At 73.0% G+C, this 17,329-nt stretch carries 14 protein-coding genes; 12 read left to right on the top strand and 2 right to left on the bottom strand.

The genetic code is table 11. The features are described 5' to 3' along the window. Window positions 1-39: 39 nt before the first annotated feature. From C7Y72_RS15840 to C7Y72_RS15815, 6 genes are all read left to right on the top strand, one after another. Window positions 40-585 carry a hypothetical protein gene (locus C7Y72_RS15840; RefSeq protein ID WP_107570150.1) on the top strand — a complete coding sequence of 182 codons (546 nt, stop codon included), beginning with the start codon at window positions 40-42 and terminating at the stop codon, window positions 583-585. Between the two features lie 42 nt (window positions 586-627). Continuing rightward, a complete protein-coding gene (locus C7Y72_RS15835) occupies window positions 628-1,965 on the top strand; it encodes an RtcB family protein (RefSeq protein WP_233243897.1) in 1,338 nt (445 codons plus the stop codon). A gap of 33 nt (window positions 1,966-1,998) precedes the next feature. Beyond that, window positions 1,999-2,469, top strand: coding sequence for an SRPBCC family protein (locus tag C7Y72_RS15830; RefSeq protein WP_107570149.1), 471 nt, complete (start codon window positions 1,999-2,001; stop codon window positions 2,467-2,469). Between the two features lie 48 nt (window positions 2,470-2,517). Beyond that, complete coding sequence (gene ku, locus C7Y72_RS15825) at window positions 2,518-3,396, top strand: non-homologous end joining protein Ku (protein ID WP_107570148.1); 879 nt, start codon at window positions 2,518-2,520, stop codon at window positions 3,394-3,396. A 150-nt stretch (window positions 3,397-3,546) separates the two neighbouring features. Continuing rightward, window positions 3,547-8,082, top strand: coding sequence for a glutamate synthase large subunit (gene gltB / locus C7Y72_RS15820; protein WP_107570147.1), 4,536 nt, complete (start codon window positions 3,547-3,549; stop codon window positions 8,080-8,082). Next, entirely contained in the window at window positions 8,082-9,641 is a 1,560-nt protein-coding gene (locus C7Y72_RS15815) for a glutamate synthase subunit beta (RefSeq protein ID WP_107570146.1), read from the top strand. Before gltB ends, C7Y72_RS15815 begins: the two co-directional genes overlap by 1 nt. A 12-nt stretch (window positions 9,642-9,653) precedes the next feature. Here C7Y72_RS15815 and C7Y72_RS15810 read toward each other — a convergent pair whose 3' ends face one another. Beyond that, window positions 9,654-10,826, bottom strand: a complete 1,173-nt coding sequence (locus C7Y72_RS15810) for a sensor histidine kinase (protein ID WP_107570145.1) — start codon at window positions 10,824-10,826, stop codon at window positions 9,654-9,656. Continuing rightward, window positions 10,823-11,470 carry a response regulator gene (locus C7Y72_RS15805; protein ID WP_107570144.1) on the bottom strand — a complete coding sequence of 216 codons (648 nt, stop codon included), beginning with the start codon at window positions 11,468-11,470 and terminating at the stop codon, window positions 10,823-10,825. The genes C7Y72_RS15810 and C7Y72_RS15805 overlap by 4 nt, the downstream gene beginning before the upstream one ends. Before the next feature lie 255 nt (window positions 11,471-11,725). On the opposite strand from C7Y72_RS15805, the gene C7Y72_RS15800 reads away from it, so the two are divergent. The 6 genes from C7Y72_RS15800 to C7Y72_RS15775 all read left to right on the top strand — a co-directional run bounded on the left by C7Y72_RS15800 (window position 11,726) and on the right by C7Y72_RS15775 (window position 17,270). After that, complete coding sequence (locus C7Y72_RS15800) at window positions 11,726-12,373, top strand: hypothetical protein (protein WP_107570143.1); 648 nt, start codon at window positions 11,726-11,728, stop codon at window positions 12,371-12,373. A gap of 33 nt (window positions 12,374-12,406) precedes the next feature. Beyond that, window positions 12,407-13,393, top strand: a complete 987-nt coding sequence (locus tag C7Y72_RS15795) for a TerC/Alx family metal homeostasis membrane protein (RefSeq protein WP_107570142.1) — start codon at window positions 12,407-12,409, stop codon at window positions 13,391-13,393. A 47-nt stretch (window positions 13,394-13,440) separates the two neighbouring features. Next, window positions 13,441-14,061, top strand: coding sequence for a TetR/AcrR family transcriptional regulator (locus C7Y72_RS23790; RefSeq protein WP_199223983.1), 621 nt, complete (start codon window positions 13,441-13,443; stop codon window positions 14,059-14,061). 124 nt (window positions 14,062-14,185) lie between these two features. After that, window positions 14,186-15,112 (top strand): glycoside hydrolase family protein, encoded by a 927-nt coding sequence (locus tag C7Y72_RS15785; RefSeq protein ID WP_107570141.1) that lies wholly within the window; start codon window positions 14,186-14,188, stop codon window positions 15,110-15,112. A gap of 229 nt (window positions 15,113-15,341) precedes the next feature. Next, on the top strand, window positions 15,342-16,202 hold the full coding sequence (locus C7Y72_RS15780) for a hypothetical protein (RefSeq protein ID WP_146175409.1): 861 nt from the start codon (window positions 15,342-15,344) through the stop codon (window positions 16,200-16,202). 48 nt (window positions 16,203-16,250) lie between these two features. Further along, window positions 16,251-17,270: an alpha-glutamyl/putrescinyl thymine pyrophosphorylase clade 3 protein gene (locus C7Y72_RS15775; protein ID WP_107570139.1), complete on the top strand. Its 1,020-nt coding sequence runs from the start codon at window positions 16,251-16,253 to the stop codon at window positions 17,268-17,270. The last annotated feature ends 59 nt before the right edge of the window (window positions 17,271-17,329 follow it).

Here is a 17,329-nt window from a genome sequence, read left to right as displayed (position 1 = left end):
TTCGCGTCGCCCGACGCCGTTTCGGGTTCGAATCCTCACATGCTCGTCACGTTCCACAAGCCCGACTCCGGCACCCGCTACCGGGCGACCTACCGGTCGGTCGACGGCCTGCTCGTCGAGCTCGACGGCGGGGGCTACAACAAGGTCGGCGCGCCCGAGGGCTCCGTGCCGCACGACCTCGCGCACCTGCTCGTCGAACGCGAGCTCGGACTCGACCAGGGCCTGTGGGCGGTCCTCGAGCGCGGCGGGATGTTCGACCACTGCGTGGTGCTCGAGGGTCGCCGCAAGCCGCACGCGGACCGGCGCGCCCGCGAGATCATCCGCGCCGCCGGCACCGGACTGGCCCACGCCGAGCTGCTCGTCCGCGCTGTGAGCGACGCGGCGCTGGAGCGCCGGCTGCGGGACGTCTCGACGTTCGTGCACCTGCTCGGCGACCTCGGCCCGCCGCCCGGCCTCGACGCCGACCGGCTCGAGCGGGCCGGCCGGCGGCTGCAGGACGGTGCGGCGCGGTGGGCGGCCACGCGGCGGGGCGGGACGCTCGAAGAGGAGTGGAACCTCCGCGGTTCGGGTCCGCGGCGCCGCTGAGGCCGTGGCGCAGCGCACGGCGCCGACCGCGAGGATCGACGCATGAGCAGTGAGATGAGGATCGAGGTCCGCGGGGACGTGGACGCCCGCGCGATCGAGCAGCTGCGCCGCTGCGCGCAGGCCGGTGACGCCGTCGCCGGCGTGCTGTGCGCCGACGGCCACGTCGGCTACTCGCAGCCGATCGGCGGCGCGATCGCCTACCCGGACCACATCAGCCCCTCGGGCGTCGGCTACGACATCGGCTGCGGCAACAAGGCCGTCCGCACGGACCTCCTGACCGAGGACGTCCGCGCAGACGTGCCGCGCCTGATGGACGAGGTCGCAGCCCGCGTCAGCTTCGGCATGGGCCGCAAGAACGACGAGCCCGTCGACCACCCGGTCCTCGACCAGATCCTCCACGCCGACTTCCGCCCGCAGCGGAAGCTGGTGCACAGCGCCCGCAACCAGCTGGGCACGGTCGGCGCCGGCAACCACTACGTCGACCTCTTCGCCGGCGACGACGGCCACGTGTGGGTCGGCGTCCACTTCGGCTCCCGCGGGTTCGGGCACAAGACGGCGAGCGGGTTCCTGTCGATGGCGCAGGGCGGCCGCTTCGACGAGCGGGGCAGCGACGGCGAGATGGACTCCCCGCCGGTGCTCTTCCACGTCGACTCCGAGATCGGGCAGTCGTACATCGCGGCGATGGAGCTGGCGGGCGCGTACGCGTACGCGGGCCGCGACGTCGTCGTCGACAAGGTGCTCGAGATCCTCGGTGCGCGCTCGCTGCACGAGGTCCACAACCACCACAACTACGCCTGGCGCGAGGAGCACCACGGCGTGGACTGCTGGGTCGTCCGCAAGGGCTGCACGCCGGCGTTCCCGGGGCAGGAGGGCTTCGTGGGCGCGAGCATGGGCGAGGACGCGGTGATCCTGCGGGGCACCGACGCCGCGGCCGGTGCCGGGCTCCTGCACTCGACCGTCCACGGTGCGGGTCGCGTGATGTCGCGGACGCAGGCGGCGGGCAAGGTCGGGACCCGGGCGGAGTGCAACGCGCGGGACTGCTCGTTCTGGGTCACCTGGGGCCAGTTCCGCCACGAGCGCGACAGGGCCGGGGCCACGAACGACCGGTTCACGCTCTGCCCCGACCACCCGGACGGGCGGATGAGCAAGCGCCGCGGCCGGATCCGCGACGGGCTGATCGACTTCGCCGCGGTCCAGGCGGACCTCGCCACGAAGGGGATCGAGCTCCGCGGCGGCGCCGCCGACGAGGCTCCGGACGCCTACAAGCGCCTCGACGTGGTGCTGCAGGCCCACGCCGACACGGTCGAGATCCTCCATCGCCTGACCCCCATCGGGGTCGCGATGGCGGCGGCGGACACGGTCGACCCGTTCAAGGACTGAACGCCGTGGCGCGTACCCACTAGGGTGCGCGCCATGGCCTTCTCCTGCGCGCCGACCGACGAGTCGTTCCTCACCTCCGCCCCGAAGATCTACCGGGACAGCTTCGCGATCCCGCTGCCCGCCGCCGCGGTCTGGGCCGACCTGACCTCCGACAGCGCGCTGCACTGGTGCAAGGCGCTCACGACGGTGCGCTGGACCTCGCCGCGCCCGCACGGCGTCGGCGCGACGAAGACCGTCAAGGTCCTCGGCCTCATCAGCCTCGACGAGCGCTACATCGCCTGGGACGAGGGCACGCGCAAGGCCTTCGTCGGCGACCGCAGCAACCTGCCGCTGATCAAGCGGATCGCCGAGGACTACGTCGTGACCCCGACCGGCGACTCGAGCTGCCGCTTCGACTGGACGATCGCCGTCGAGCCGACCGCGGCCGGCCGGCCCGGCGGGCCGCTGAACGGCGCGATCTTCGGCAGCCTGTTCAAGGACACGCGCCGGCACTACGGCGCATAGCCGCGTGCACGTGTAGGCATCGGGCGCTGCGCCGGGAAGACTCCCTCCATGCCCCGCGCGATGTGGAGTGGCGCGATCAGCTTCGGGCTGGTCACGGTGCCCGTGAAGATGTACCCGGCCGTCCGTGCCAAGACGGTCCGCTTCAACCAGCTCGACGGCGCGGACAACTCCCGCATCAAGCAGCAGCGGATCAACGCCGCCACCGGCGAGGAGGTCCCGTACGACCGCCTCGTCAAGGGCTACGAGCTGTCCCCGGACCGCTACGTGGTCATCGAGCCGAAGGAGCTCGAGGCGATCCAGCCCGAGAAGACGAAGACGATCGAGATCGAGGACTTCGTCGACCTGGCCGACATCGACCCGGTCCACTTCGACACGCCGTACTACCTCGCGCCCGCGGTCGGGGGCGCCAAGCCCTACAAGCTCCTGCTCGACGCGATGAACGAGACCGGCAAGGTCGCGATCGCCCGGGTCGTGCTGCGCACGAAGGAGGCGCTCGTCGCGATCCGCCCGATGGCGGCCGGCTCGGTGATCGGCTGCTCGACGATGGTCTTCGCCGACGAGGTCGTCCCCGCCGACACGCTCGAGGAGCTCGAGGCCGCCGGCGAGGTGAAGACGACCAAGCGCGAGCTCGACATCGCCAAGCAGCTGGTCGAGTCCCTCGCCGCCGACTGGGAGCCCGACCGCTACGAGGACAGCTACCGCGAGGAGGTCCTCAAGCTCATCGAGGCGAAGGCCTCCGGCGAGGAGATCGCGGTCGTCGAGACGCCCGAGGAGGCGCCCGAGGAGGTCCCGGACCTCATGGCCGCGCTCAAGGCGTCCCTGGACGCGGTGCGCGGCACCGAGGCAGCGGCGAAGCCGAAGGGCCGCGGCGGCAAGGCCGCCGCCAAGCCCGCCGCGAAGAAGAAGACGGCCGCCGAGAGCACCTGAGCAGGGGGTTCGAGCCCGCGGGCGGGTCCCTGCGCGGGCGCGTCCGCAGCCGTCGCCGACGCGCCGCAACGGTGATCGTCGGCCCCCTCGTTGCTACCCTTCGGCGCTCGCTCCGCCTCCGGGCACCCCCGCGTCTACCGGGAGCCTTCTATGACTCTGCATCACCAGCGCCCACCGGCCCAAGGCCTGTACGACCCCGCGAACGAGCACGACGCCTGTGGCGTCGCGATGGTCGCACGCCTGGACAACACGCCCACGCACGAGGTCGTCGACCGCGCCCTGACGGCGCTCGAGAACCTCGAGCACCGCGGAGCGGCCGGGGCGGACGCCAAGACCGGGGACGGCGCCGGGATCCTCGTCCAGATGCCGGACGAGTTCTTCCGCGGCGTCTGCGACTTCGAGCTGCCCGACCTCGGCCAGTACGGCGTCGCCACCTGCTACCTGCCCCGCGACGCGGCGCTGCGCGCCAAGGTCGAGGGCCTGCTGGAGCTCAACGTCCGCGTCGAGGGCCAGATCGTCCTGGGCTGGCGCGAGGTCCCGATCGACGAGGACCACGTCGGCGTCACCGCCAACCAGTCGCGCCCGCACATCGCGCAGCTGTTCATCGCGGCCGGCCCGGGCTTCACGCACGACCAGATGGCGTTCGAGCGCAAGCTGTACGTCATCCGCCGGATCGTCGAGATCGCCGCCGGCCCCGACTTCTACGCGCCCTCGTTCTCCTCGCGCACGTGCGTGTACAAGGGCATGCTGATCTCCGACCAGGTCCGCACGTTCTTCCCGGACCTGCAGGACGAGCGGTTCAAGAGCGCCCTGGCGCTTGTCCACTCGCGCTTCTCGACGAACACGTTCCCGTCCTGGGAGCTCGCGCACCCGTTCCGCGTGATCGCCCACAACGGCGAGATCAACACGCTGATGGGCAACATCAACTGGATGCGCGCCCGCGAGTCGCAGCTCGCCAGCGAGCTGTTCGGCGGCGACCTGCAGAAGGTGCTGCCGGTCGTGCGCGTCGGCGGGTCGGACTCGGCGACGTTCGACAACGTCCTCGAGCTCCTGATGCTCGCCGGCCGCTCGCTGCCGCACGCGATCATGATGATGATCCCGGAGGCCTACGCCGACCGCGACGACCTCCCGGACGACCTCAAGGGCTTCTACGCCTTCCACTCGTGCTTCATGGAGCCGTGGGACGGCCCCGCCGCGGTCTGCTTCACCGACGGCAAGGTCGTCGGCGCGACGCTCGACCGCAACGGCCTGCGTCCCGGCCGCTGGGTCGAGACCACCGACGGCCACGTGATCCTCGGCTCGGAGACGGGCATGCTGCCGGTCGCCCCGGGCGAGGTGAAGCGCCTCGGCCGTCTGCAGCCGGGCAAGCTCTTCCTCGTCGACCTCGAGCGCGGCCGCATCATCGCCGACGAGGAGGTCAAGAAGGAGGTCGCGACCCAGCGCCCGTACGCGGACTGGTTCCAGGAGAACGTCGTCCACTTCGACGACCTGCCGGTGAAGGAGCCGCGCGTCGAGCGCACCGAGCCGCTGCGCGCCCGCCAGCTCGCCTTCGGGTTCAGCCAGGAGGACCTGCGGGTCCTGCTCGCCCCGATGGCCAACAAGGGCGAGGAGCCGATCGGCTCGATGGGCAACGACAACGCGCTCGCGGTCCTCTCCGACCAGCGCCCGCCGCTGTACTCGTACTTCAAGCAGCTGTTCGCGCAGGTCACCAACCCGCCGATCGACCCGATCCGCGAGGCCATCGTCATGTCGCTGGGCACCGGCATCGGCGCGGAGGGCAACCTCCTCACCGAGACGCCGGCGCACGCCCGCCAGATCGCGATGGAGCAGCCGATCCTGCGCAACCACGAGCTCGAGACGCTCAAGCAGATCGAGCACCCGGCGTTCCGCTCGGGGACGATCGACATCACCTGGCCGGTCGCCGAGGGTCCCGAGGGCATGCAGGCGCGGCTCACCAACGCCTGCGACGAGGCCCACGACCTCATCGAGGCCGGCTTCAACATCATCATCCTCAGCGACCGCAACCTCGGCGCCGACCGGGCCGCGATCCCGGCGCTGCTGGCGGTCGCCGCGATCCACCACCATCTCGTGCGCGAGGGCACCCGCCTGCAGGCGGGGCTCGTCCTCGAGTCCGGGGAGCCGCGCGAGGTGCACCACTTCGCGACGCTCATCGGCTTCGGCTGCAGCGCGATCAACCCGTACCTGATGTTCGAGTCGCTGACCGAGCTGCAGGACGAGGGCCAGCTCGCGACCGACACGCTCGAGGAGTCCGAGCGGCACGTCGTCAAGGCGATCGGCAAGGGCCTGCTGAAGACCATCTCCAAGATGGGGATCTCGACGACGCAGTCCTACTGCGGCGCCCAGATCTTCGAGGCCGTCGGTCTCGAGAAGCAGCTCGTCGAGCGCCACTTCACCGGGACCGCGTCGCGCATCGGCGGTGTCGGCCTCGAGGTCCTCGCCCAGGAGGCGCTCGACCGTCACGCCCGCGGCTACGGCTGGGCGGGCACCGAGGACGACGAGGAGCTGCTGCCCGTCGGCGGCGTCTACGCGTGGCGGCGCGATGGCGAGCACCACCAGTGGAACCCGCAGACGATCTCGCTGCTGCAGCACGCGGTCCGCACCGACGACGAGCTCGACGCGCGCGAGAAGTACCGCGAGTACGCGAAGGCGATCAACGAGGACGCCGCCCGCAAGGCGACGCTCCGCGGCCTGCTCACCTTCCGCACCGACGTCGAGGCGATCCCGCTCGAGGAGGTCGAGCCGGTCTCCGAGATCGTGAAGCGGTTCGCGACCGGCGCGATGTCGCTGGGGTCGATCTCCACCGAGTCGCACGAGACGCTCGCGATCGCCATGAACCGGATCGGCGGCAAGTCGAACACCGGGGAGGGCGGGGAGGACCCGCGCCGCTTCACCCGTGACGAGAACGGCGACCTGCGCCGCTCGGCGATCAAGCAGGTGGCGTCCGGCCGCTTCGGCGTCACCGCGCACTACCTCGTCAACGCGGACCAGATCCAGATCAAGATGGCGCAGGGCGCCAAGCCCGGCGAGGGCGGCCAGCTGCCCGGACACAAGGTCGACAAGTACATCGGCAGCGTCCGGCACACCACGCCCGGCGTCGGCCTGATCTCGCCGCCGCCGCACCACGACATCTACTCGATCGAGGACCTCAAGCAGCTCATCTACGACCTGCGCTGCGCGAACCCGAAGGCGAGCGTGTCGGTGAAGCTCGTCTCCGAGGTCGGGGTCGGCACGGTCGCCGCGGGCGTCGCGAAGGCCAACGCCGACCACGTCGTCATCGCCGGCCACGACGGCGGCACCGGCGCGTCGCCGCTGAGCTCGATCGTGTCCGCGGGCACGCCGTGGGAGCTCGGGCTCGCCGAGACGCAGCAGACGCTGCTGCTCAACGACCTGCGCTCGCGGATCACCGTCCAGACCGACGGCCAGCTGAAGACCGGTCGCGACGTCGCGATCGCGGCGCTGCTGGGCGCCGACGAGATGGGCTTCTCGACCGCCCCGCTGATCGCGACGGGCTGCATCATGATGCGCGCCTGCCACCTGAACACCTGTCCGGTCGGCATCGCGACGCAGGACCCGGAGCTGCGCAAGCGGTTCCGCGGCCAGCCGGAGCACGTCGTGAACTTCTTCTTCTTCGTCGCGGAGGAGGTCCGGGAGATCATGGCCTCGCTCGGCGTGCGGACGTTCGACGAGCTGATCGGCCGCAGCGACCTGCTGATGGCCGACGCGGCGATCGACCACTGGAAGGCGCGCGGCATCGACCTCACGCACATCCTGCACCGGCCGGAGCTGCCGGCGGGCACCGCGCTGCACCGCATCGAGGCGCCGCCGTACGCCCTCGGGGACCATCTCGACCACGAGATCCTCGCGGCGATCGGCGACCGGGTCGACGCGGGCGAGGCGTGCGAGCTCGACATCGCGGTCCGCAACGTCAATCGCACCGTCGGCGGCATGCTGTCGTCGCGGATCGCCGAGAAGCACGGCGTCGAGGGCCTGCCCGCGGACACCGTGCAGGTCCGCTTCACGGGCTCCGCCGGCCAGAGCTTCGGCGGCTGGCTCGCCCCGGGCGTGGTGTTCACGCTCTCGGGCGACGCCAACGACTACACCGGCAAGGGCCTGTCCGGCGGCACGCTCGCCGTCCGGCCGCCCGAGGGCGTGACGTTCGCCGCCGAGGAGAACGTGATCGTCGGCAACACCGTGCTGTTCGGCGCCACGAAGGGCAAGGCGTTCTTCCGCGGCCTCGCGGGCGAGCGGTTCTGCGTGCGCAACTCGGGTGCCTCTGCGGTCGTCGAGGGCGTCGGCGACCACGGCTGCGAGTACATGACCGGCGGCCGCGCCGTCGTGCTCGGCCCGACCGGCCGCAACTTCGCGGCGGGCATGAGCGGCGGCCTCGCCTTCGTGTTCGACGAGTTCGGCGGCTTCAAGCACCGGATCAACCCGACGATGGTCGACCAGATCGAGCCGCTGGACGAGGCGGACCGCATCGAGGTCCGCGAGCTCGTCGAGGAGCACCTCGCGCGCACCGGCTCGGCCGTCGCGCGGCGGATCCTCGACGACTGGGACACGCTGAGCGCGAAGTTCGTGAAGGTGTTCCCGACCGACTACAAGCGCGTGCTCGCCGAGCTCGCGAAGGAAGAGGCCGCGAACGCGGGCTCGGAGGTGACGGCCTGATGGGCGAGCTGGGAGCGTTCCTGAAGATCGAGCGGTCGGGCGTCAGCTACGACGACCCGAGCGAGCGGCTCGAGCACTACAAGGAGTTCATCACCCCGCGGCCGGTCCAGGAGGTCGCCGAGCAGGGTGCGCGCTGCATGGAGTGCGGCGTCCCGTTCTGCCACAACGGCTGCCCGCTGGGCAACCTGATCCCGGACTGGAACGACCTCGTCTACCGGGGTCGCATGAAGGACGCGATCAAGCAGCTGCACAGCACGAACAACTTCCCGGAGTTCACCGGGCGCCTGTGTCCCGCCCCCTGCGAGGCGGCCTGCGTCATGGAGATCCGGGAGGGTGAGGCGATCACGATCAAGCAGATCGAGAACACGATCATCGACACCGCCTGGGAGAACGGCTGGGTCGTGCCCGAGCCGCCCGAGAAGGAGACCGGGCGGACCGTCGCGGTCGTCGGCGCCGGCCCGGCGGGTCTCGCGGCCGCCCAGCAGCTGCGGCGCGCGGGCCACACCGTCACGCTCTACGAGCGCGACGAGTCGCCCGGCGGCCTGATGCGCTTCGGCGTCCCGGACTTCAAGATCGAGAAGGGCGTCATCGAGCGGCGCGTCGAGCAGCTCGTCGCCGAGGGCGTGCAGTTGCGCTGCGGCGTCGAGGTCGGCACCGACGTCACGCTCGAGCAGCTGCGCGCCGAGCACGACGCGGTCGTCCTGTCGATCGGCTCGCGCGTCCCGCGCGACCTGCCGGTCGAGGGTCGCGAGCTCGACGGCATCCACTCCGCGATGGAGTACCTGTACGTCCGCAACCGCTGGGTCGCGGCCACGCAGCCCGACCAGCCGTCGCCGCGCTCGCAGGCGCCGGAGCCCGACGCGATCAGCGCCGCCGGCAAGCACGTCGTGGTGATCGGCGGCGGCGACACCGGCGCCGACTGCGTCGGCAACTCGCTGCGCGAGGGCGCCCTGTCGGTCACGCAGCTGGAGCTGCTGCCCGAGCCGCCCGCCAAGCGCCCGGACGACCGCACCCCGTGGCCGCTGTGGCCGCAGAAGTTCCGGCTCTCCTACGCGATGGAGGAGGGCCTGGCGGTCGACAAGGCCGAGCAGGACTTCTCGGTCGTCACGACCCGCTTCGTCGGGGAGGACGGCAAGGTCACGGCGATCGAGGTCGCCGACGCCCAGCCCGCCCCGCCGTTCGGCCCCGTCGAGGGGACGACCCGCGAGATCAAGGCCGACGTCGTGTTCCTCGCGATGGGCTTCCTGCACCCCGAGCCGGAGCTCGTGGACGGCCTCGGCCTCGCGAAGGACCAGCGCGGCAACATCAAGGCCCCGACGTACGCGACCTCCGAGGAGGGCGTGTTCGCCGCGGGTGACGCGCGTCGCGGCCAGTCGCTGATCGTGTGGGCGATCAACGAGGGCCGCCAGGCGGCGCGCATGGCGGACCGCTACCTGCACGGCCTCGGCCCGGTCGAGGGCTCCGACCAGCCCGGCCCGGGCGACCGGGATCAGGCGGCGGGCGACGCCCTGCCGCACGCGGGCGCCGAGCCGCCCGAGCAGGCCGAGCCCGGCCTCTGACGCCGCCGCCGGTCAGGCCTGCGGGTCGGCCGGCAGCCAGACCTCGACGCGGGCGCCCTCACCGGGGGCGCTCGCGAGCTGCAGCCGACCGCCGAGCGCCTCCGCGCGCTCGGCGCACGAGGCCAGTCCGATGTGGCCGTGCAGCGGCGCGTCACGCGCACGCCTGCGGTCGATGCCGCGCCCGTCGTCGCTGACGGTCAGCGCGATCCCGCCCTGCCGCCGGCGGACCTCGACGGCGACGCTGCGCGCGTCGGCGTGCCGGACGGCGTTGGTCATGAGCTCGCGGGCGATCGCGAACACGACCTCGTCGGTGGGACCCGTGGCGTCGTCGGCGACCGTGATCTCCCAGGCGACCGACCGGTCGGGCAGGCGTTCGGCGAAGCGGTCGGCGACGGCCTGCAGCGCGGCGGCGAGTCCGGCGTGGCGCAGCAGGTGCGGGTGCAGGTCGAAGATCGCGTCGCGCAGCTGCGACACGGTCCGGTCCAGCCCGGTGCGCACGAGCCCGAGGTCCGCCGGGCGGTCGTCGTCGCCGCTGCCGAGCGCCTGCCGGGCGGCGAGCAGGTTCTGGATCGCGTCGTCGTGCAGCGCCTCGGCGAGGCGGCGGCGCTCGCGCTCCTCGGCCTCGATCGCGCGCGCGACGAGCCGGCCGCGCTCGTCGGAGAGGCTGACGATCTGCCGCTGGCGGCGCGCGAGCACGGCGCTGAGGAGCGTCGAGGCCATGACGAGCCAGACGAAGTACAGCGACTGGGTCGCCTCGAAGGCGACCGCGTCCTGGCGCGAGTCGGGGTAGGCGATCGTCGCGACGAGGTAGCAGGTGAGGGCGGCGGCGGAGGCGATCGCGGTCTCGCGCGGGCCGCGCAGGAGCGCGGCGGCGACCGGCACGACGAAGAACCCGTAGCGCAACTGCGAGAACGGGCCGCCCGAGGTGTACGTCAGGCCGCCGAGGAGCGCGAGGTCGATCGTGGCGGTGACGCGCAGCGGCAGCGGGCGCCGGCCGGGGGAGAACGCGAGGCCGGCGAGGACCGCCGCGTAGACGACGCCGAACGCGAGAACGAAGCGGAACGCGCCGCTGTGCGCCTCGGGGTGGTCGATCAGCCGCTCGCCGAAGAAGAAGACCGGGACGGCGGCGAGGCGCACGAGCGCGACGACGCGCGCCGGGTGGTCCAGGAGCGCCGCGGACCTCATTCGAGCAGGCCGCGCCGCATCGCCTCGGCGACCGCCGCGGCCCGGTCGGAGACGCCGAGCTTCTCGTAGAGGCTCTGCAGGTGGCCCTTGACGGTGGCGGGGGAGAGGTAGAGCTGCTTGCCGATGTCGGGCGCGCTGTGGCCTTCGGCGACCAGGGCGAGGACCTCCTGCTCGCGGGGGGACAGCGCCGGTCGCGAGGTCGTGCCGCGGCTGCGGATCTCCTGCGCGATGCCCGCCTGGATCTCGGGGGCGAGCACCGTCTCGCCGCGCGCGACGGCCGCGATGGTGTCGCAGACGCGGTCGCGGTCGGCGTCCTTGGAGAGGTACGCCTCGGCTCCGGCCGCGACGGCCTCGTAGGCGATCGCCCCGTCGAGGAAGGCGCTGAGGAGCACGACCTTCACCGGGCTGCTCTCGCGGCGCAGCGCGGCGAGCACCTGCAGACCGTCGAGCTCGGGCAGCTTCAGGTCCAGGACGATGACGTCGGGCCGGGTCTCCCGGGCGCGCTCGAGCGCGGCGCGCCCGTCCGCGGCCTCGCCGACCAGCTCGAAGTCCGGGCGGCTGCGGATCGTGGCCACGAGCGCCTCGCGGAACAGCGGATGGTCCTCGGCGACGAGGATCCGGATGCGGTCGCCGACGGGGCTCATCGCCAGAGCGTACGGCGTGCGGGGGCCTGCGGTTCGCCGCCCGACGATCGGTGGGGAACCGATCGACGGGGCGCGATCGGGTCGCGGCTCCCTCCGCCCGGCCCGTGGCGGTGCGGGCGGTGCGGCGGGACACTTCTCCCGTGCGCTGACCCGACCATCGCCCCGGCGCTCCGGCGCCGGGGCGGGGTTGTGCTCGAGATCAGAGACGGGCGGCCCGCCCTCTCCCGCCCGAACCACGGAAGGACAGACCGCTCCGTGCCCGCGCACTCCGAACCACCTGCGGCCGACCTCGAGCGCTCCGCGCCGGTCCCGGTCCTGCTGCTCGGGGGCCTGCTCGCCCTCGTGGCGGCGATGCTCGTGGTCGTGGGCACGCCACCCGTCGTCGCGGTCCTGCTCGCCGCCCTCGCCGGGGCGGTGCTCGTCGGACGCGCCGAGCACGTGATGCTGCGCGAGCTCCGCGCCCGGGTCGGCCTGCCGGCCGAGCGCGCGCAGCTGCGGTCGGTGTCCGTGCAGGTCGGGGCGCTGTGCGCGGCGGCCGACGTGCCGGAGCCCGAGCTCCTGATCGGGGGCGAGGGCGTCGCGGACGTGACGCCGGTCGCGCGGACGCGCCGGGCATCGACGCTCGTGCTGTCGGAGGCGCTGCTCGCCCAGGCCCCGGCGGACCGGGCGGCGCCGCTGGCCCGGGCCGTGGCGGAGGTCGCGCTCGGCCACGCCGAGGTCCGGACGGTGGCGGGTGCTCCCGGGGCCCTCGGCGCGACGCTCGTCTCGCGTGCCCTGCTGGCGGTCGGGCGCCGCCGCCGTGACGAGGCGGCCGATCTGGTGGCGGGCCGACTGGTCGGCGCGGCGCGCTCCGGTGCGCCCAGTCGCCCGGCGGTGCCGTACCGCGACTTCGTGAAAGCCTGACCCGGCGTCCGCCGGGCATACTGAAGGACACCTATGGACGCCGGATTCGCCCTCTGGGCCGGGCTCATCGCCTTCGTGCTGATCAGCCTGGCCGTCGACATGCTGCTGTTCGAGAAGCGCGACGAGGTCGCGACGATGCGGCGGTCGGTGGTCTTCAGCATCGTCTGGATCGCCGCGGCGATCCTCTTCGGGCTCGGCCTGATCGTCGCCGGGGAGTCGGACGCGGGCACCGAGTTCCTGACCGGCTACGTGCTCGAGCGGTCGCTGTCGCTCGACAACGTCTTCGTCTTCGCGATCATCTTCGGCGCGATGGCGGTGCCGACCGTCGTGCGCTCCACGGTCCTGCTGTGGGGCATCATCGGCGCGCTGATCCTGCGCACGATCTTCATCGTGGCGGGCGCCGCGCTCGTGGAGTCCTTCCACTGGGTCCTGTACGTCTTCGGGGCGATCCTGCTGTTCACCGGCATCCGGATGGCGATCACCGACGACTCCGAGCCGGATCCGGAGAAGCTGCCGGGCGTCAACCTCGTGCGCCGCTTCACCCCGGTGACCGAGGGCTACCGTGGCGACAAGCTGTTCGTGCGCGAGGGCGGGCACCGCATGGCGACCCCGCTGCTCGTCGTCGTCGTCGCGGTCGCGACCGCGGACGTCATCTTCGCGGTCGACTCGATCCCGGCGATCTTCGGCATCACCACCGACACGTTCATCGTGTTCGCCGCGAACGCGTTCGCGCTGCTCGGACTGCGCGCGCTGTACCGCCTGCTCGACGGCGCGCAGGAGCAGTTCCACTACCTCAAGTACGGCCTGGCGTTCCTGCTCGTGTTCATCGGCGTCAAGATGCTCATCGAGGACCTCTGGCACATCCCGATCGGCCTCTCGCTCGGCGTGATCGTGCTGACGCTCGTCGTGTCGGTGGTCGTGTCGCTGCGCAAGCCGCCGGAGGACGGGCACGGGGGCGACGGCGGCAGCGGCGTCGTGGCGCCGGGGCCGCCCGAGCCGCGGATCCCGGTCGCCGGCTGACCCGCGACGAAGTTGACGCAGGCGTCACGATCGCTAGGGTGGCGATCGTGACGACCGCCGAAGGACCCCCCGCCGGCAAGCGCGAGCGGACGAAGGCCGCCAACCGCCGGGCGATCCTCGACGCCGCGCTCGAGGTCTTCGGCGACCTCGGCTACGGCGCGGCGACCGTGCGCGACATCGTGCGCCGGACCGAGCTCGCCACCGGCACCTTCTACAACTACTTCCCCGACAAGGAGAGCGTCCTGCGCGCGCTCCTGGAGGACGCGGCGCCCGCGGCCCGCGCGCGCGTGCGGCAGGCCCGTCTCGAGGGCACGAGCGTCGAGGAGTTCATCTCCAACGGCTACCGCGCCTACTACGCGTTCCTCGTCGAGGACCGGCGGCTGCTGGCCGTGCTGCGCCGCAACGCCGGGACGATCCGCTCGATGATCGACGAGCCCGCGCTGGGCTCCGCGACCGAGGACCTCGCCGACGACATCCGCCGCGGGATCGCCGCCGGCTACCTGCCCGACGTGGACCCCGAGGTGCTCGCCGGAGCGATGGTCGGGGCGGGCTTCGAGATCGGCGTGCGGATGCTCGACGACGACGCGCCGGACGTCGAGGCGGCCGTCGCCTTCGTCTCCGCGATCTTCGTCGGCGGGCTGCGGGAACTCTCCCGGCGCACCACCTGACGGTCCGTCGACGGACGGCCCGTCCGTCCATCGGACGCGGCACGCCGCAACTCCGCCGCCGCTAGGCTGTTGGCCTCGTTCGACGGACCGACCGACCCGACCCCAGAAGAGGTACCCCACCCGTATGCGCCGCATCGCCCTCCTCGCGAGCCTCGCCGCCACCGGCCTGCTCGCCGTCCCGGCCACCGGCCAGGCCGCGTTCACCACCGGCATCGGTGATCAGCAGCCCAGCATGTTCTCCAGCCCGTTCTTCCCGGCGCTGAAGGTCACGCACGTCCGCTACATCGTGTCCTGGGACGCGATGAACCACCCCCAGGAGGTCCGTGAGGTCGCGACCTTCATGGCCGCCGCCAAGTCCCGCAACGCGAAGGTCCTCGTCGCGTTCAACCACTCGCGCTTCGGCAAGAAGTCCGCCGCGCCCTCGCCCGCCGCCTACGGCAAGGCCGTCGCGAAGTTCCACGCCGCCTTCAAGTCGCAGGTCGAGGCGTACCAGACCTGGAACGAGATCAACCACTGCGGCTCGCAGCCCGCCGCGCTCTGCAAGGGCGCGACCGGCGCCAAGCGCGCCGCCGCGCTCTTCAAGGAGCTGAAGAAGCGCGCGAAGGGCAAGACGATCGTCGCGGTCGACCTGCTCGACGGCAACAACGCCAAGGCGTACCGCGGCACGGCCGCCTACGCGAAGAACTTCGTGAAGTTCGCGAAGAGCAGCAAGCCGACCGTCTTCGGCCTGCACAACTACTCCGACACGAACCGCAGCAGCGCCACGCGCACGAAGTTCATCGTCAAGAACGGCCTGCCGAAGAACGCCAAGGTCTGGGTCACCGAGACCGGCGGCATCGCCCAGTTCGGCGGCAGCTTCCCGTTCGACCTGCAGCGCCAGGCCCGCTCGGTCAAGCAGGCGTTCAAGATCGCGGGCCAGGTCAAGCAGATCAAGCGGCTCTACCTCTACAACTGGACCGCCAACGAGGGCGGGCGCTTCGACTCCGGCCTCGTCGACGCCTCCGGCAACCCGCGCCCGGCGTACACCGTCGCCGTGAAGCGCGGCAAGTAGCCGCCTCGACATCCGTCACACCGCGCCCTCCCCAGTTCTGGGGAGGGCGCTCGTGCGTCCGGGTCCAGTTTTCGCCCGGCCCCTTGCGTGAGCGCGGACGGTCGCCGATCCGCTTCGCATGTCACGGATGACGGGGAGGACCGGAGAGGACCGAGGTCACGTCGCGGCGGAGCCGCGGGTCCGCATCGGTCCGCCCGAGAACGGGCGCACCGGCGCCGACCGTCGCTCCGTGGCACCCCGTGTCCTGCTCAACGCCGCCTCGTGGGGCGACGTGCGTGACGCGGGACCCGCTCCGGTGGCGCCCGAGCTGGCGGCCCGGAGCGTCCCCCTCGACCGGCTCGCCGACGTGCTCGGCGAGCGGGCGTCGACGCTCGCGGAACTGGGTCCCTGGGACGACCCGCCCCGCGGGCGGTGCGCGTCCGGCGCGCCGGTCGGGATCGGGCGCGCACCCACCGGCCCGCATGCGGCCCGGGGCGTGGTGCGCCGCTGCGGCGCCCGTCGCCGCGGCCAGGACGCCACGCTGCTGGCGGCCTGCTGGGAGACGGCGGACCTCGCCCGGCGCCACGCGCGGCACGCCGCGCTGGCCCCGGTCGGCCACCCGCCGTCGCCTCCCGCGGGGGCGGTCCGGGCCCGCGTGGCGCGGCGCCGGCGCCCCGCGCTCCCACGGCCCGCGACGGTCCTGCGGGCCGTCGTCGGGCTCGTCCGGCGGCTGCCGCGTCCGCGTGCGGCGACCGTCGCGTCCGTCGTGCGCTGGGGGCTGCTGGCCCTCGGCGTCCTGCTCGGGGTTCGCTGGGCGCTGCCCCTGCAGGGCGTCGAGGGGCGTTGCCCGCCGTCCGGCGAGGGCTACGGCTACTGCTACCTGCAGAAGTCCGTGCTGCCGTCGGTGATCCTGCTGCTGGCGCCCGTGCTCGGCGCCCAGCTGCTCGGCTCCTTCTCGACCCGCACCGCGCCGGAGCTGCGCCGGCGCTGGCGGGCCGGGGAGCGGCCGACCCGCAGGACGCGCGCGCAGGTCGCCCCGCCGTATGCGGAGGATCCGACGCTCCTGGCCGCGAGCTGGGGCGTGCGGACCGGGGCCGACGACGACCGCTGAGCACCGCCCGGGGAGGGCCGGGCGGGCCGGACTCCTAGACTGCGGGGCATGCCGACCTTCTGCCGCCACGGCCGTCTCGAGGAGCGCTGTCCCGTCTGCGTCGCGAAGGCGAAGAAGGCGAGCGGCGAGGCCGCGCCGCGGCGCACGAGCAGCGCCCCGCGCCGCCCGCCGCGCACCGCGTCCGGCGGCGCGACCCGCACGCGTCCCGGTGTCGTGGTCCGCAAGGAGGCCCGCGCGGCCGAGGACGGCTACGCCAACGAGCTCGTGCCCGGCCTGCGCGCGACCGCGGACGCCGCACGGCTGGCGGAGGAGCTCGGGTTCGCCGTGGCCCGGGTCGAGGAGCTGCAGCTCGCCGCGCCCGGCCGCTACGGCGAGGTCGCGCGCCTCGCGGACGAGGACCGCGAGGAGGCGTTCTGGCTCGCGTTCCAGATCGCGGCGCTCGGTCCGCTGGAGACCGACGAGCCGTGGGCGACGATCGACGCCGTCCGGACCACCTGGGCGGACGGGGCGGATCCCGAGCCGGGGGAGCTGCCGCTCGGTCCGCGGGCCGGCATCGACCGCCGTCGGGGCGCCGCGGCCACGTTCGCGGCGTACCGGGCCTGGGCGCAGCGTGCCGGCTCGCAGGAGGCGGCGTTCGCCGGTGACGCGGCGTGGACGCCGCAGCGGCGCTTCGACCGGGCGTTCGAGCGGCTCGGGCTGCCGGGCTTCGGTCGCTCGCCGCGGTTCGAGCTGCTCGTGCTCGTCAGCCGCCTCGGGCTCGTCGAGCTCGAGCCCTGGACGCTGATGTACGGCACCGACGCGACCGATCCGGTCGTGGTCGCCGCCAAGCGCGTGTTCGGGATCGGGGACGCGATCAACCTCTCGCGCCGGTCCTCGGAGCTCTGCGCGGAGGCCGGCGTGCCCGCCGCGGCACTGGACCTCGCGCTGCGCAACTTCGGACAGCCGGCGACGGCCCCGCGGCTGCGGGCCGCGGCCACGGTCGGCGTCGACGACGAGGTCCGCGCCCGCGTCGCCCGGGTGCTCGGCGCCGCCCCGGCCCCGGAGGAGCCCTCCGACGCTGCATCCTGACGCGGCGTTCCCCGCCGCGAGGTTTCCGGCAGCCGTGCCGGCCGTCGACTCGGAGGGGG

The organism is Paraconexibacter algicola (assembly GCF_003044185.1).
GTDB classification, from domain to species: domain Bacteria; phylum Actinomycetota; class Thermoleophilia; order Solirubrobacterales; family Solirubrobacteraceae; genus Paraconexibacter; species Paraconexibacter algicola.
The sequence above is the reverse complement of the archived record's forward strand: the minus strand, read 5'-3'. Positions and strand labels throughout refer to the sequence as shown.

Bases quoted from the DNA above. Each gene is read 5' to 3' on its own strand.
- C7Y72_RS15840 (WP_107570150.1), top strand. From the start codon at position 40: ATGCTCGTCACGTTCCACAAGCCCGACTCCGGCACCCGCTACCGGGCG.
- C7Y72_RS15810 (WP_107570145.1), bottom strand. From the start codon at position 10,826: ATGAGGTCCGCGGCGCTCCTGGACCACCCGGCGCGCGTCGTCGCGCTC.
- C7Y72_RS15835 (WP_233243897.1), top strand. From the start codon at position 628: ATGAGCAGTGAGATGAGGATCGAGGTCCGCGGGGACGTGGACGCCCGC.
- ku (WP_107570148.1), top strand. From the start codon at position 2,518: ATGCCCCGCGCGATGTGGAGTGGCGCGATCAGCTTCGGGCTGGTCACG.
- C7Y72_RS15815 (WP_107570146.1), top strand. From the start codon at position 8,082: ATGGGCGAGCTGGGAGCGTTCCTGAAGATCGAGCGGTCGGGCGTCAGC.
- C7Y72_RS15805 (WP_107570144.1), bottom strand. From the start codon at position 11,470: ATGAGCCCCGTCGGCGACCGCATCCGGATCCTCGTCGCCGAGGACCAT.
- C7Y72_RS15775 (WP_107570139.1), top strand. From the start codon at position 16,251: ATGCCGACCTTCTGCCGCCACGGCCGTCTCGAGGAGCGCTGTCCCGTC.
- C7Y72_RS15785 (WP_107570141.1), top strand. From the start codon at position 14,186: ATGCGCCGCATCGCCCTCCTCGCGAGCCTCGCCGCCACCGGCCTGCTC.
- C7Y72_RS15795 (WP_107570142.1), top strand. From the start codon at position 12,407: ATGGACGCCGGATTCGCCCTCTGGGCCGGGCTCATCGCCTTCGTGCTG.
- C7Y72_RS15830 (WP_107570149.1), top strand. From the start codon at position 1,999: ATGGCCTTCTCCTGCGCGCCGACCGACGAGTCGTTCCTCACCTCCGCC.
- gltB (WP_107570147.1), top strand. From the start codon at position 3,547: ATGACTCTGCATCACCAGCGCCCACCGGCCCAAGGCCTGTACGACCCC.